A 13684-nucleotide genomic window follows, 5' to 3' on the forward strand; every position below is an offset into this window, starting at 1 on the left:
AAAGAAACCTCTGTGCAGACCGGTAAAATCTGCGACAGAGGTTTCTTTCATATGTGTTTTTGCAACGAAGGAGAAAATTTAGCACTCCTCAGCAATATCGTAAATCAGTCGTTCGGTCTGATCCCATCCAAGACACGGGTCGGTAATGGATTTTCCGTAAACATGGGTTCCGCATCCGATTTTCTGATTGCCAGGCTCCAGATAGCTTTCGATCATAACACCTTTTACGAGACTTTCGATATCCTTGCTGCATCGTCTTGTGTGCAGAACGTCTTTGACGATACGGATCTGCTGCTCGTATTTCTTTCCGGAGTTGGAATGGTTGGCATCGATGATGGTAGCCGGGTTTACGAGATGTGTTTCGTTGTATTTCTCCAGCAGAAGCTGAATGTCCTCGTAGTGATAGTTCGGCACGGAGTTGCCGTGCTTGTTGGTCGCACCGCGGAGAATGGTGTGCGCCAGCGGATTTCCGCTTGTCTTTACCTCCCAGGTACGGTAAATAAAGGAGTGGGAGCCCTGTGCGGCAATGACGGAGTTGATCATAACAGAAAGATCACCGCTGGTCGGGTTTTTCATGCCGGCCGGAATGTCGATGCCGGAAACAGTCAGACGGTGCTCCTGGTTTTCTACGGAACGTGCGCCGACCGCAACATAGGAGAGAATATCGGACAGATAGCTCCAGTTGGACGGATACAGCATTTCGTCTGCAGAAGTCAGATCAGTCTCTTCTACTACACGCATATGCATTTTACGCATGGCGATCAGGCCGTGCAGCAGGTCCGGCTTTCCTTCCGGGTCCGGCTGATGAACGATACCTTTGTAGCCTTCACCTGTGGTACGCGGTTTGTTGGTATAGACACGCGGGATGATGATCAGTTTGTCGGATACTTTGTCGGCAACCTTTGCCAGACGGTGATTGTACTCCAGAACAGCGTCTTCGTTGTCTGCGGAGCAAGGTCCTACGATAACAAGAAATTTATCGGAATCCCCGGTAAAGACTTTTGCGATTTCAGCGTCACGCTGTTTTTTGATTTCGGTTGCGCGGGCGCTTAAGGGATATTGTTCCCGGATCTCTGTTGGGGTGGGAAGTTTTCTTACAAATTCAAGGCTCATTTTCGTTCTCCTTTATCTTAGATGCACTTCTTTTCTAGCTGCGGACAGAGGAGCGTTCTTGTGTGCCCCGTCGCAAACTATCTATAAATTATAATACATAACGCGAAGATTGTCGATATTTTTTCGGCGAAAATTCTGTTTCTCTTAAAAAAGATAGAAAAAAGGTATCAATGAACAGCAAATCCGTTTGCAGATTCCCGATGCAGGAACAAAAGTGCCATTGTCATAATGGTAAGTTCACTTGCAAGAATACCATAGAGATAGCCACGGATGCCGAAAACCGGGACGAGAAAAAGAATTGCAAGAATACGAATTACATCTCCGGCAAGGTTCTGGAAAAAAACGAGAGAAGTTTTTCCAAGGCCGTTTAAAATGCTTCCAAGTGTCGTTTCCAGATAGAGAAAAGGACTTAAAAATGAAAGGATACGCAGAAAAACGCCGACTTCTTCGTTTTGAAAAAGGAAACGTCCAAGCCACGGACCGAAAAAGAAAAAGGCAAAAACAGCGGAAGTGCCAAGCAGCACACAGAAAGAAATTGTATAACGGATCGTGTCTGATATTTGCTCCGGCGTACCGTCGGCCTGCTGTTTTGCTACGCCGGGCAGAAGCATGACGGACACCGCGTGGGTGATGGCAGATGGAAAAAAGATCATCGGAAGTGCCATACCGGTGAGAATGCCATACTGCGAGAGCGCTGCTTTCCGGGAAAGACCGAAGGTGACCAGACAGCCGGGGAGCAGAGCACTTTCAATGCTGTGGAGGACATTCAGAAGAATACGGTTCAGCGTAAGCGGAAGATTCAAAACGGCAAGCTCTCGGAAGGTATCGTACCAGAGGGTCTTTTCTTTGAAAAAAACAGAAATCGGGCGGTGTTTCTGAGGGGACCTGCTGTGCGAGACGGACAGGCAGGCCATCAGAAAGAGACACGAAAAGAGTTCGCCGGCGGCAGTACCGAATGCAGCGACAGCGGCAGAGGGGAGGCTTGTGGAAAGACAGAAAAGCCAGGCAAGGTAGGAAGCGCCCATGCGCACGAACTGTTCCAAAAGCTGGCAAAAAGAAGGCAGTGCCGTCTGATTCTGGCCAAGATACCATGCCGAGAGACAGTTGTGGATCCCGGAGGGGAGAATGCCGAGTGATAAAATCCGGAGGAGCAGAATCGTCCGCGGCTCAAAAAGAAGCCGTGTTCCTATAAAATCCGCGCTGAAAAAGAGAAAGATGGAGGCGGAGAAGGAAAGTATCACTACAATGCCGCATCCGGCCGCCAGACAGATCTTTGCCCGTCTGGAATCCTTTTTGGCAAGGTACGATGCGACAAAGCGCGAGAGCACCGTCTGCATGCCGCCTGCGCCAAGGGAGAGCATCAGTGCGTAGAGTGGTGTGGCGAGCTGGTAGATACCAAAGGCTTCCGCACCGATCCGGCGCGACAGGAATATTCTATAGAGAAATCCAAGAATTCTGCAGATGATCCCGGACGCGGTCAGGATCAGTGTGCCAAGAAGAAGCGTGTTCTTTCTTGTGATTTTCAGCATGGGATAGACTCCTTTCACGGCATTGCGCAGATAGTCTAAAATATGCGAAAAAACTCCTTGACAGAACCCCGTGATAGGTGCTATTCTGAGTGAGAAATAAATCCGATTAAAACTGTCGGAATTGGAAAACGACAGCACAGGAAAAAGGAGAACCAGGAATGAAATTATCGACCAAGGGAAGATATGGCCTGCGTGCCATGATCGATCTGGCGAGTCACGAAGAAGAGGGTGCAGTGTCCATTGCCAGCATTTCAGAACGCCAGAATATCTCAGAGAGCTATCTGGAGCAGCTGGTGCGTCCGCTTCGAAAAGCCGGATTCATTGAGAGTGTGCGGGGAGCAGGCGGTGGATATGTACTTGCAAAACCGGCAGATTCCATTTCGGTAGGAGATGTTCTCCGTGTGCTGGAGGGCGGACTCGAGGCAGTCACGTGCTCGGTCAATGAAGGCCTGGGCGGCTGCGATGCGGCCGATTTCTGCGTCACGCGTTTTGTGTGGCAGAGGATCAATGAGGGAATTACGAACGCTGTGGATTCCATCAGCCTCGGAGAGCTGGTTCAGCAGAGCCGGCAATTAGAGAAAAACAGAAACAGCGATAGAAATGACAAGGAGTGAACAACAATGATTTATCTGGACAATGCGGCAACAACAAAAACAGCCCCGGAAGTTGTCGAGGCTATGCTTCCTTATTTCAGCGAATACTACGGAAATCCATCCAGTATTTATGCAATTGCAGGAAAAAGCAAAGAAGCCATCACCAAAGGAAGAGAGCAGATCGCAAACGTGCTCGGCGCAAAACCGGAGGAAATTTATTTCACAGCCGGCGGCAGCGAGTCCGATAACTGGGCGTTAAAAGCTACCTTTGAAGCATATAAAAATAAAGGAAACCACATCATCACCACAAAAATCGAGCATCATGCGATTCTTCATACCTGTGAGTATCTGGAAAAAGAGCGCGGTGCGAAAATCACCTATATCGGCGTCGATGAGAACGGCGTTGTCAATCTGGATGAACTCGAAGCAGCCATCACACCTGAGACCATTCTGATTTCCGTTATGGCGGCAAACAACGAAATCGGAACGATTCAGCCGATCAAGGAAATCGGAAGAATTGCAAAAGAACACAATATTTTATTCCACACAGATGCCGTACAGGCATTTGGCCAGATCCCGATCAATGTGGATGAGTGCAATATTGATATGCTCAGTTCCAGCGGTCATAAGATTAACGGACCGAAAGGAATCGGCTTCCTTTACATCCGAAAGGGTGTGAAAATCCGCTCCTTCGTACACGGCGGTGCGCAGGAAAGAAAACGCCGTGCCGGAACAGAAAATGTACCGGGCATCGTAGGATATGGAGTTGCGGCAGAGCGTGCGGCAAGAACTATGGCGGAGCGTACCGCAAAAGAAATCGAAGTACGTGATTATCTGATCAACCGTATTTTAACCGAGATTCCGAACTGCCGTCTGAACGGCGATCCGGTAAAACGTCTGCCGAACAACTGCAACATCAGCTTTGAATTCATCGAGGGAGAGTCCCTTCTGATCATGCTGGATATGAAAGGTATCTGCGCATCCAGCGGTTCTGCATGTACTTCCGGATCCCTGGATCCGTCCCATGTACTGCTGGCCATCGGACTGCCGCACGAGAAAGCACACGGTTCCTTACGTCTGACTTTAAGTGAGGAGATCACAAAAGAGGACGTTGATTTTGTTGTAGAGCAGATTAAAGCGATCGTAGACCGTCTGCGCAGCATGTCCCCGCTGTATGAGGATTACATCAAAAAACAGCAGGGTAAATAAGTTTAAAAAAATAAGACAGTCCATCCAGAAAGCCGGTACAGAAAAATTCAGGTAAAAGCTGTGCCGGAGGAGGACTGCTTTGAAATAGTTCAGGAGGAAGAATAACAATGTACAGTGAAAAAGTAATGGATCATTTCCAGCATCCGAGAAATGTAGGAGAAATTGAGAACGCAAGCGGTGTAGGTACCGTTGGAAATGCAAAATGCGGCGATATCATGAGAATGTATCTTGACATCGACGATAACGGCATCATTCAGGACTGCAAATTCAAAACCTTCGGCTGCGGCGCCGCAGTTGCAACCAGCAGTATGGCAACCGAGCTGGTAAAAGGAAAAACCATCCAGGAAGCTCTGGAAGTAACCAACAAAGCTGTTATGGAAGCACTCGACGGACTTCCGCCGGTCAAAGTTCACTGTTCTCTGCTTGCAGAAGAAGCAATTCACGCTGCACTCTGGGATTACGCAGAGAAACACCACATCAAGATCGAAGGTCTTGCAAAACCGAAGTCTGATATCAGCGAGGGCGAGGAAGAGGAAGAATACTAAGTATGGGAAAAAAGAAGGTAGTCGTTGGAATGTCCGGCGGCGTAGATTCCTCGGTGGCAGCGTATCTCCTGAAAAAAGCAGGATACGATGTCATCGGGGTGACCATGCAGATCTGGCAGGATGAGGCCGAGACAGTCCAGGAGGAAAACGGGGGCTGTTGCGGCCTCTCTGCTGTTGATGATGCAAGGCGCGTGGCACAGGTGCTGGACATTCCGTATTATGTCATGAACTTCAAAAAAGAGTTCCGTGAGAACGTCATGGACTATTTCACGAACGAATATCTCTGCGGCAGAACACCGAACCCGTGTATCGCCTGCAACCGCTATGTGAAATGGGAAGCGTTGCTTCAGCGCAGTCTTTCCATTGGAGCGGACTACATTGCGACCGGACATTATGCAAGAATCGAACAGCTTGCCAATGGACGGTATGCGATTGCAAATTCGGTAACAGCGGCAAAAGACCAGACGTATGCACTGTATAATCTGACCCAGGAGCAGCTTTCGCATACGCTGATGCCGGTCGGAGACTACACAAAAGATCAGATTCGTGAGATTGCAGCAAAAATCGGTCTTCCGGTAGCAAAAAAGAAGGATTCCCAGGAAATCTGCTTCGTGCCGGATCAGGATTACGCTTCCTTTATCCAGAACGAGACAGGAATCGTGGCACCGAAAGGCAATTTCGTGAATACAAAGGGTGAAATCCTCGGTACCCATGAGGGGATTACCCATTACACCGTAGGACAGCGCCGCGGACTCGGCCTTCCGATGGGACACCGCGTGTTCGTACTGGAAATCCGTCCGGAGACGAACGAGGTTGTGGTCGGCGAAAATGAAGAGGTTTTCGCAAAAGTAGTAAAAGCAAACAAAGTAAACTATATGGCAATTCCGCCGCTGGAACTTGGAGAAGAGCTCTCCTGCACCGCAAAAATCCGGTACGGGCACAAAGGCTCCCCGTGCGTGATCAAACGGACCGGGGAAGATGAGATTACCTGTACCTTCCCGGACGGCGTGCGTGCTCCGACACCGGGACAGGCTGTTGTCTTCTACGTGGACGGCTGTGTCGGCGGAGGCGGAACGATTACGGAGGCCGAAAGATGAAAATAGCGGACTGTCATATGCACAGTTTCTTTTCAAGTGACAGCGAAGCACCAACAGAAGAGATGGTAAAACGGGCAGTCGAGCTGGGACTTCCGGCAATCTGCCTGACAGATCACTACGATATGGATTACAGTACCGGCGAGTTCCAGCTCGATACACCGGCATATGCGGCAAAAATCCGGGAACTGCAGGAAAAATACCACGACAGAATCGATATCCGATTCGGCGTGGAACTGGGACTGCAGCTCCACTTAAAAGAACGGATGGAAGAGTATGTAAATGCGTGGCCGTTCGACTATGTGATCGGATCCATGCATGTCATTGACGGAAAAGACCCCTATTATGAGGATGCTTTCCCGGACTGGACGGCAGAAGAGCTGTACCGGGCGTATTTTCGGGCTACAGCAGAAAATATCCGGTTCTTCCACAATTTCCAGACGCTTGGTCATCTGGATTATGTGGTACGCTACTGCAGAGAAAAGGGAAAAGATTACAGCTACCGCGCATTTGCGGACGAGATCGATACCATTTTAAAAGAGCTGATTCAGTACGATATCGCGCTGGAAATCAACACCGGCGGCTACAAGGCAGGCCTTGGCGTGCCGAATCCGACGCCGGATGTCATCAGAAGATACCGGGAACTGGGCGGCGAAAAGATCACCTTCGGTGCCGATGCCCACAAACCGGAACATATAGCGTTTCATTTCGCGGACGCGGCAGCTATCGCGCAGGAAGCCGGATTCCGGTACTACGTGCGGTTTAAAGAGAAAAAGCCGGAATATCTGCCGATCCAATAGAAAACACGCAGGAAAAGCCGGAAAAAGCCCCAGAAAGGCTGGATTCCGGCTCTTTCTGCAATAGACGGATCTTTCGAAATTTTGCAGAAATACGGATTGGCATCCGGCTTCTTCACAAATTTTAGAAATAATTTCGTATTTTCTTGAAAATAGAACTTGAATTTTCCGACGAAATTAGGTATTATACAGATAAGGTTGATGTTTCTTTAACAAAGTACAGAGACTCAAAATTAAAATTCACTTTTTAGGAGGAATTGAAAATCATGGCAGTAAAAGTAGCAATCAATGGTTTTGGCCGTATCGGACGTCTTGCATTCAGACAGATGTTTGGAGCAGAAGGTTATGAAGTAGTAGCAATCAACGATTTAACATCCCCGAAGATGTTAGCTCATCTGTTAAAATATGACTCTTCTCAGGGAAAATATGCTCTGGCTGATACCGTAACATCCGATGAAGATTCCATCACAGTAGATGGCAAAAACATCAAAATCTATGCTTTCCCGGATGCTAACAACTGCCCATGGGGAGAGCTTGGCGTAGACGTAGTTCTGGAGTGCTCCGGATTCTACACCTCCAAAGCAAAAGCTCAGGCACACATCAATGCAGGTGCTCGTAAAGTAGTTATCTCCGCTCCGGCTGGTAACGACCTTCCGACCATCGTTTACAATGTAAACCATGAGACACTGACAGCAGACGATAACATCATCTCCGCTGCATCCTGCACCACAAACTGCCTTGCACCTATGGCAAAAGCTCTGAACGAACTGGCTCCGATTAAATCCGGTATCATGGTTACTATCCATGCTTACACTGGAGATCAGATGACTCTGGACGGACCGCAGAGAAAAGGCGATCTGAGAAGATCCCGTGCAGCTGCAGTTAACATCGTTCCAAACAGCACCGGTGCTGCAAAAGCAATCGGCCTTGTTATTCCGGAACTGAACGGCAAACTGATCGGTTCTGCACAGCGTGTTCCAACCCCAACCGGTTCTACCACAATCCTTACAGCAGTTGTAGAAGGAACTGTAACTGTTGACGAGATCAACGCAAAAATGAAAGCTTCTGCAACCGAGTCCTTCGGATACAACACAGATGAAATCGTATCCAGCGACATCGTTGGTATGAGATATGGTTCTCTGTTCGATGCAACTCAGACCATGGTTCTTCCGCTGGACAACGGAACAACAGAGGTACAGGTTGTTTCTTGGTATGATAACGAGAACTCCTACACAAGCCAGATGGTTCGTACCATCAAATACTTCAGCGAGTTAGCATAATTTAACAAACTGAACGGCAAAATTTCAGAGCCCAAAGGGTCCGGTCTGTTAAGGACCGGGCCCTTTTTGCGAATGCGGCGGAAAAATACGGCACAAAAACAGCCCTTTTCCGTGTGCAAAAATTATAAACTGCATTTTTAAATAAGGACCGCGATGCCGCAAAAACAAAGAAACGGCGCGGCAGATGCAGTTGGATATATGGAGGGAAACGCCCATGTTAAACAAAAAAACCGTAGATGATATCAACGTAAAAGGAAAAAGAGTCCTTGTAAGATGTGACTTCAACGTTCCGCTGATCGATGGAAAAATCACAGATGAGAACCGTCTGGTAGCAGCTCTTCCAACGATCAAAAAACTGATCGCTGACGGCGGAAAAGTAATTCTCTGCTCTCATCTTGGAAAACCGAAAGGAGAACCAAAACCAGAGCTTTCTCTTGCACCGGTTGCAGTTCGCCTTTCCGAGCTTCTCGGACAGGAAGTTAAATTTGCAGCAGATCCTGAGGTTGTAGGACCGAACGCAAAAGCAGCTGTTGAGGCTATGAAAGACGGAGATGTAATCCTTCTGGAGAACACCCGTTACCGTGCAGAAGAGACCAAAAACGGTGAGGAGTTCAGCAAAGAACTGGCTTCCCTGTGTGACGTATTCGTAAACGATGCATTCGGAACCGCACACCGTGCTCATTGCTCCAATGTTGGTGTTACCAAATATGTTGACACTGCTGTTGTTGGTTACCTGATGGAGAAAGAGATCGCATTCCTTGGAAATGCTGTCAACAATCCGGAGCGTCCGTTTGTTGCCATCCTTGGTGGATCCAAAGTATCCAGCAAGATTTCTGTTATCGACAACCTGATCGATAAAGTTGATGTCCTGATCATCGGCGGTGGTATGGCTTATACCTTCGCAAAAGCAGCAGGCGGCACCGTTGGTGATTCTCTGCTTGAGATGGATTATCTGGATTATGCAAACAAAATGAAAGAAAAAGCAGCAGCAAAAGGCGTGAAACTGCTTCTTCCGGTAGACAACGTTGTTGCAGATGCATTCTCAAACGACGCAAATACACAGGTTGTTCCGGCCGGACAGATTCCGGATGGCTGGGAAGGTCTGGATATCGGACCGGAAACTGCAAAACTGTTCGCTGATGCTGTTAAAACTGCTAAAACCGTTGTATGGAACGGACCGATGGGATGCTTCGAGATGCCGAATTTTGCAGCAGGAACCAAAGCAGTTGCAGCAGCACTGGCTGAAACAGATGCAGTTACGATCATCGGCGGCGGAGATTCCGCAGCAGCTGTAAACCAGCTTGGATATGGCGATAAGATGACTCATATCTCCACTGGCGGCGGCGCTTCCCTGGAGTTCCTGGAAGGAAAAGAACTGCCGGGCGTTGCAGCAGCAAACGACAAATAAGAATTTATATTCAAAACTAAGGAGATCAAACGATCATGGCAAGAAAGAAAATTATCGCCGGAAACTGGAAAATGAACATGACTCCGAGCAAGGCAGTAGAATTAGTCAATACATTAAAACCACTGGTGGCAAATGACGACGTTGACGTTGTTTTCTGCGTACCGGCCATCGATATCATCCCGGTTGTAGAGGCTGCAAAAGGCTCCAACATCCAGATTGGTGCTGAAAATATGTATTTTGAGGAGAAAGGTGCTTTCACAGGCGAAATCTCCCCGGCTATGCTGACAGACGCTGGCGTGAAATACGTTGTACTTGGCCACTCTGAGAGAAGAGAATACTTCGCAGAGACCAGCGAGACCGTAAACAAAAAAATGCTGAAAGCTTTCGAGCACGGCATCACCCCGATCATGTGCTGCGGAGAAACTCTGGAGCAGAGAGAGCAGGGTGTAACGATGGACTTCATTCGTCAGCAGGTAAAAGTTGGATTCCTGAATGTAACAGCAGATCAGGCAAAAACAGCCGTTATCGCTTACGAGCCAATCTGGGCAATCGGAACCGGCAAAACTGCTACAACAGAGCAGGCTGAGGAAGTTTGCAAAGGCATCCGCGAGTGCATCGCTGAAATCTATGATGATGCAACAGCAGCAGCTATCCGTATCCAGTATGGCGGCTCTGTAAACGCAAAAACCGCACCGGAACTGTTCGCACAGGAGAACATCGACGGCGGTCTGGTAGGCGGAGCATCCCTGAAACCAGATTTCGGAGCTATCGTAAACTACAATAAATAATTGATTTTGTACGAAATCAATCAATAAAACGGGCTAAAACGTCACCAAACACGGTGAATTCGGCAGAAATGCTGAAGGTGAGGTGTTTGGTGGCGTTTTGCTGTTTTTTATGCAACATATAACCCTTGATTTAGCTATAGAGAGTGCCAGTTTGTGCAAAAAGAAATCACTTCGTTTCTGTGTTTTGAAGCGGAGTGATTTTTTGCGCGGATTGAAAAATTCACGTTTTCGTGATATGCTTGTTTTATATCTGTCGACCAGCCGTCCAGAGAGTTTCTGGAAGAAGTAATCAAGGATTATAACAAAATGTTCCATACGAACTACGATACCTCAAGTGATAAATTCCAGAATTATTATAAAGATGTGTCGCTTCGCATGAAGAATAAGGAATTGGACATTCTGATCGTAGTCAATATGTTTCTTACCGGTTTTGATGCGACGACTATGAATACGCTGTGGGTAGATAAAAATCTGAAAATGCACGGACTGATACAGGCGTTTTTCCGTACAAACCGTATTCTGAATTCTATCAAGACCTTTGGAAATATTGTATGTTTCAGAAATCTGCAGAAGCGAGTAGATAGTGCCATTTCCTTGTTTGGGGATAAGAATGCCGGGGGCATTGTTTTGCTGCAGAGCTTTAAGGATTACTATTACGGATATGAATCCGTAGATGGTAAGCCAATGCCAGGGTATGTGGATCTGATGGAGGAATTGAATCATAAGTTTCCGCTGTCAGAACCGCAGATTGTCGGAGAGCAGAACCAGAAGGATTTTATTGCTTTGTTTGGTGCTATTCTTCGTATGAGAAACCTTCTGCTTTCCTTTGACGAATTTAAGGGGAATGAGCTGATTTCTGAGCGCAATTTGCAAGACTACATTGGACGTTATCAGGATTTGCGTGACGAGTGGAAACGGAAACGCCGGGAAAGTACGGATATTACAGATGATGTGGTGTTTGAAATTGAATTGATCCGGCAGGTAGAAATCAACATTGATTATATTCTGATGCTTGTAAAGAAGTATCATGATACCCACTGTGAAGATAAGGAAGTGCTGATAACCATCAATAAAGCGATTGATGCCAGCCCGGAGCTGCGCAGCAAGAAACAGCTTATTGAAACCTTTATTGCAGGAATCAATGATGTGGACGATGTTATGGATGAGTGGCATGAATTTGTTGTGGAACAGCGTGATTATGATCTTAATGTAATTATTGCGGAAGAAAAATTGAAGCCGAAAGACACACGAAAGTTCATAGAGAATGCGTTTCGGGACGGAGAGATCAAAACAGCGGGAACGGATATAGATAAAATCATGCCGCCAATTTCTCGTTTTGGTGGTGGCGGAAGAGCCAAGAAAAAACAGAGAGTCATTGAAAAACTGAAAACGTTTTTTGAAAAATATTTCGGTATCGGTGGTTCGTCTTCCTTTAATGAGCCAGAGCATAAAGCCGTGACATACGATCTGAGCGATCAGGAAACAGTGTTGATGGCGGCAGAATCTGAAGCACCATACGGAAAATAGTCATAAATGAATGGAACCACATTGGAAGCAAAAAGCAAAATAATAGAGTCATCATGGACAAAACTTAATCATGGAGGTGATCGGATGACAATAGAAGAAATCCTTGCTGGAGAATCCAAGAACGTTGAATTCAAAGTACAACGTCCAGACAAGAGCATGAAATATATGAAAACGGTTGTTGCTTTCGCTAACGGAAAAGGTGGGAGGATTATATTTGGTATTGACGATAAAACAAGAGAAGTTGTTGGCATTCCGGAGGATAAAGTTTTTCGGGAGATTGATGCGATTACGAATGCTATTTCTGACAGTTGTGAACCTACAATTATCCCGGATGTTTATTTGCAAAATATAAATGATAAACCTGTAATTGTTGCAGAAATCAGGACGGGACGTCGGAAACCATATTATATTAAGGCAGAGGGGCTGGAGAATGGCGTATATATTCGAGTTTCTGGAACAACACGCCCTGCTGACCGTGATATGTCAAGAGAATTATATTATGAATGCGATGCCCGCTCTTTTGATTCAATAATCCGCAGAGATATAGAAGTGACCGATGAAGATATTAAAAGTCTCTGTGAACAAATGAAGGAAGTTGCTATTGCCAACTGCAAATCCAATCTTCAGCGATCAGCAGTTAAAGATGTAACGAAAAATGTTTTGCTCAGTTGGGGAATTTTGAAAAAAGATGAGAATGAAAAAATCTATCCGACAAATGCGTATATTTATTTAACGGGACAAGGTGGACTCCGTTCCATGATACAGTGCGCTGTGTTTAAGGGAACGACGCGAGCTGTCTTTTTGGATCGACGTAATTATGAAGGACCGCTTTGGAAGCAAGTAGAGGAAGCGGTGCAGTTTGTCCTTAGAAATATTCGTATGGGATGTCGGCTGGAAGGAGTATATCGACAGGATATTTATGAACTGCCGCCGGATAGTATCCGTGAGTTGATCGTTAATGCAGTTATGAATTGCAGTTACATTCAGAATTCTAATATTCAGGTGGCAATTTATGATGATCGCTTGGAGATCACATCTCCTGGTGGACTGCTTCCTGGCGTAACGATTGAGTTGATGAAGGAAGGATTTTCAAAAATCCGAAATCGTTCGCTTGCCAATGCTTTTGCCTATATGAACCTTGTGGAAGCATGGGGAAGTGGTATTCCGAAACTTATGCAGGCTATGCAGGAATACGGATTGCGTGAACCGGAATTTATTGATATGGAAGTAGCTTTCCGCATCAATCTTTATCGCGGCCAGAATGAGGTCATTGAGGTCAAAAATCGAGATCATGACCTCAATCATGGGTCAAATGATCTCAATCGTGAGCCCGATAATCTCAATCATGAGCCTGTTGACCTCGATCGAGATCCCAATGACCCCAATCATGATCCCAAAGATGACCTTGAAATTCAATTGTCAGAAATGATTTATAAAAATCCGAAACTGACTCAGAAAGAATTAGCAAAAGCGCTTGCAGTTTCTACGGCAACGATTAAGCGTATGCTTACAAAAATGCAGCATGAAGGTAAAGTTATCCGTGAGGGGTCTAATCGAAAAGGAAAATGGATATTGACGGATAAAATGAAATAGGATTGATGATTTGATTGGAAAAGGCAAATGAATTTACCGGCTTTTTTAAGAAAATCAGACGAACTTACAGAACAGTTATCAAAGAAACAAGTGATTGCTGTTATGTCGACATATCACAAAAGATATCCTAGACGGAGTGCGTTCATATATGAATTAATGAAAAGTCTAATCCCCCAGCTATGCTGGGGAGAATAGAGTAGTCGGAAGT

12 protein-coding genes are annotated in these 13684 nt (G+C 46.4%); 10 read left to right on the forward strand and 2 right to left on the reverse strand.

The features are described from left to right. Positions 1 to 78: 78 nt before the first annotated feature. Both DWX00_RS04160 and DWX00_RS04165 read right to left on the reverse strand, forming a co-directional pair. Positions 79 to 1113 carry a 3-deoxy-7-phosphoheptulonate synthase gene (locus DWX00_RS04160; RefSeq protein ID WP_117509093.1) on the reverse strand — a complete coding sequence of 345 codons (1035 nt, stop codon included), beginning with the start codon at positions 1111 to 1113 and terminating at the stop codon, positions 79 to 81. Between the two features lie 167 nt (positions 1114 to 1280). Continuing rightward, complete coding sequence (locus DWX00_RS04165) at positions 1281 to 2642, reverse strand: polysaccharide biosynthesis protein (RefSeq protein WP_055218215.1); 1362 nt, start codon at positions 2640 to 2642, stop codon at positions 1281 to 1283. A gap of 158 nt (positions 2643 to 2800) precedes the next feature. Between DWX00_RS04165 and DWX00_RS04170 the strand changes: the two genes are divergently transcribed. The 10 genes from DWX00_RS04170 (at position 2801) to DWX00_RS04215 (ending at position 13476) form a co-directional block, all read left to right on the forward strand. Beyond that, positions 2801 to 3256 (forward strand): RrF2 family transcriptional regulator, encoded by a 456-nt coding sequence (locus DWX00_RS04170; protein ID WP_022463329.1) that lies wholly within the window; start codon positions 2801 to 2803, stop codon positions 3254 to 3256. A gap of 6 nt (positions 3257 to 3262) precedes the next feature. After that, positions 3263 to 4444, forward strand: a complete 1182-nt coding sequence (gene nifS, locus DWX00_RS04175; protein ID WP_022463328.1) for a cysteine desulfurase NifS — start codon at positions 3263 to 3265, stop codon at positions 4442 to 4444. Positions 4445 to 4551: 107 nt separating this feature from the next. Continuing rightward, positions 4552 to 4989, forward strand: coding sequence for a Fe-S cluster assembly scaffold protein NifU (nifU, locus tag DWX00_RS04180; protein WP_022463327.1), 438 nt, complete (start codon positions 4552 to 4554; stop codon positions 4987 to 4989). A 2-nt stretch (positions 4990 to 4991) separates the two neighbouring features. Next, a complete protein-coding gene (gene mnmA, locus DWX00_RS04185; protein ID WP_055218213.1) occupies positions 4992 to 6086 on the forward strand; it encodes a tRNA 2-thiouridine(34) synthase MnmA in 1095 nt (364 codons plus the stop codon). Continuing rightward, on the forward strand, positions 6083 to 6883 hold the full coding sequence (locus DWX00_RS04190) for a histidinol-phosphatase HisJ family protein (RefSeq protein ID WP_022463325.1): 801 nt from the start codon (positions 6083 to 6085) through the stop codon (positions 6881 to 6883). Before mnmA ends, DWX00_RS04190 begins: the two co-directional genes overlap by 4 nt. A 263-nt stretch (positions 6884 to 7146) precedes the next feature. Continuing rightward, complete coding sequence (gap, locus tag DWX00_RS04195) at positions 7147 to 8160, forward strand: type I glyceraldehyde-3-phosphate dehydrogenase (protein WP_022463324.1); 1014 nt, start codon at positions 7147 to 7149, stop codon at positions 8158 to 8160. Between the two features lie 214 nt (positions 8161 to 8374). Then, positions 8375 to 9568, forward strand: coding sequence for a phosphoglycerate kinase (locus tag DWX00_RS04200; RefSeq protein ID WP_022463323.1), 1194 nt, complete (start codon positions 8375 to 8377; stop codon positions 9566 to 9568). A gap of 35 nt (positions 9569 to 9603) precedes the next feature. After that, positions 9604 to 10356 (forward strand): triose-phosphate isomerase, encoded by a 753-nt coding sequence (tpiA, locus tag DWX00_RS04205; protein WP_118594700.1) that lies wholly within the window; start codon positions 9604 to 9606, stop codon positions 10354 to 10356. Between the two features lie 246 nt (positions 10357 to 10602). Continuing rightward, positions 10603 to 11883, forward strand: coding sequence for a type I restriction endonuclease subunit R, EcoR124 family (locus DWX00_RS04210; RefSeq protein WP_416388389.1), 1281 nt, complete (start codon positions 10603 to 10605; stop codon positions 11881 to 11883). Positions 11884 to 11967: 84 nt separating this feature from the next. Continuing rightward, positions 11968 to 13476 (forward strand): ATP-binding protein, encoded by a 1509-nt coding sequence (locus DWX00_RS04215; protein WP_117814072.1) that lies wholly within the window; start codon positions 11968 to 11970, stop codon positions 13474 to 13476. Positions 13477 to 13684: the final 208 nt, after the last annotated feature.

Origin of the sequence: Blautia sp. AF17-9LB (assembly GCF_003479185.1) — a bacterium.
In the GTDB taxonomy this organism is placed as follows: Bacteria; Bacillota; Clostridia; order Lachnospirales; family Lachnospiraceae; genus Fusicatenibacter; species Fusicatenibacter saccharivorans.

Coding starts and splice junctions, on each gene's coding strand:
- DWX00_RS04160 (WP_117509093.1), bottom strand. CDS start 1,113: ATGAGCCTTGAATTTGTAAGAAAACTTCCCACCCCAACAGAGATCCGG.
- DWX00_RS04165 (WP_055218215.1), bottom strand. CDS start 2,642: ATGCTGAAAATCACAAGAAAGAACACGCTTCTTCTTGGCACACTGATC.
- DWX00_RS04170 (WP_022463329.1), top strand. CDS start 2,801: ATGAAATTATCGACCAAGGGAAGATATGGCCTGCGTGCCATGATCGAT.
- nifS (WP_022463328.1), top strand. CDS start 3,263: ATGATTTATCTGGACAATGCGGCAACAACAAAAACAGCCCCGGAAGTT.
- nifU (WP_022463327.1), top strand. CDS start 4,552: ATGTACAGTGAAAAAGTAATGGATCATTTCCAGCATCCGAGAAATGTA.
- mnmA (WP_055218213.1), top strand. CDS start 4,992: ATGGGAAAAAAGAAGGTAGTCGTTGGAATGTCCGGCGGCGTAGATTCC.
- DWX00_RS04190 (WP_022463325.1), top strand. CDS start 6,083: ATGAAAATAGCGGACTGTCATATGCACAGTTTCTTTTCAAGTGACAGC.
- gap (WP_022463324.1), top strand. CDS start 7,147: ATGGCAGTAAAAGTAGCAATCAATGGTTTTGGCCGTATCGGACGTCTT.
- DWX00_RS04200 (WP_022463323.1), top strand. CDS start 8,375: ATGTTAAACAAAAAAACCGTAGATGATATCAACGTAAAAGGAAAAAGA.
- tpiA (WP_118594700.1), top strand. CDS start 9,604: ATGGCAAGAAAGAAAATTATCGCCGGAAACTGGAAAATGAACATGACT.
- DWX00_RS04215 (WP_117814072.1), top strand. CDS start 11,968: ATGACAATAGAAGAAATCCTTGCTGGAGAATCCAAGAACGTTGAATTC.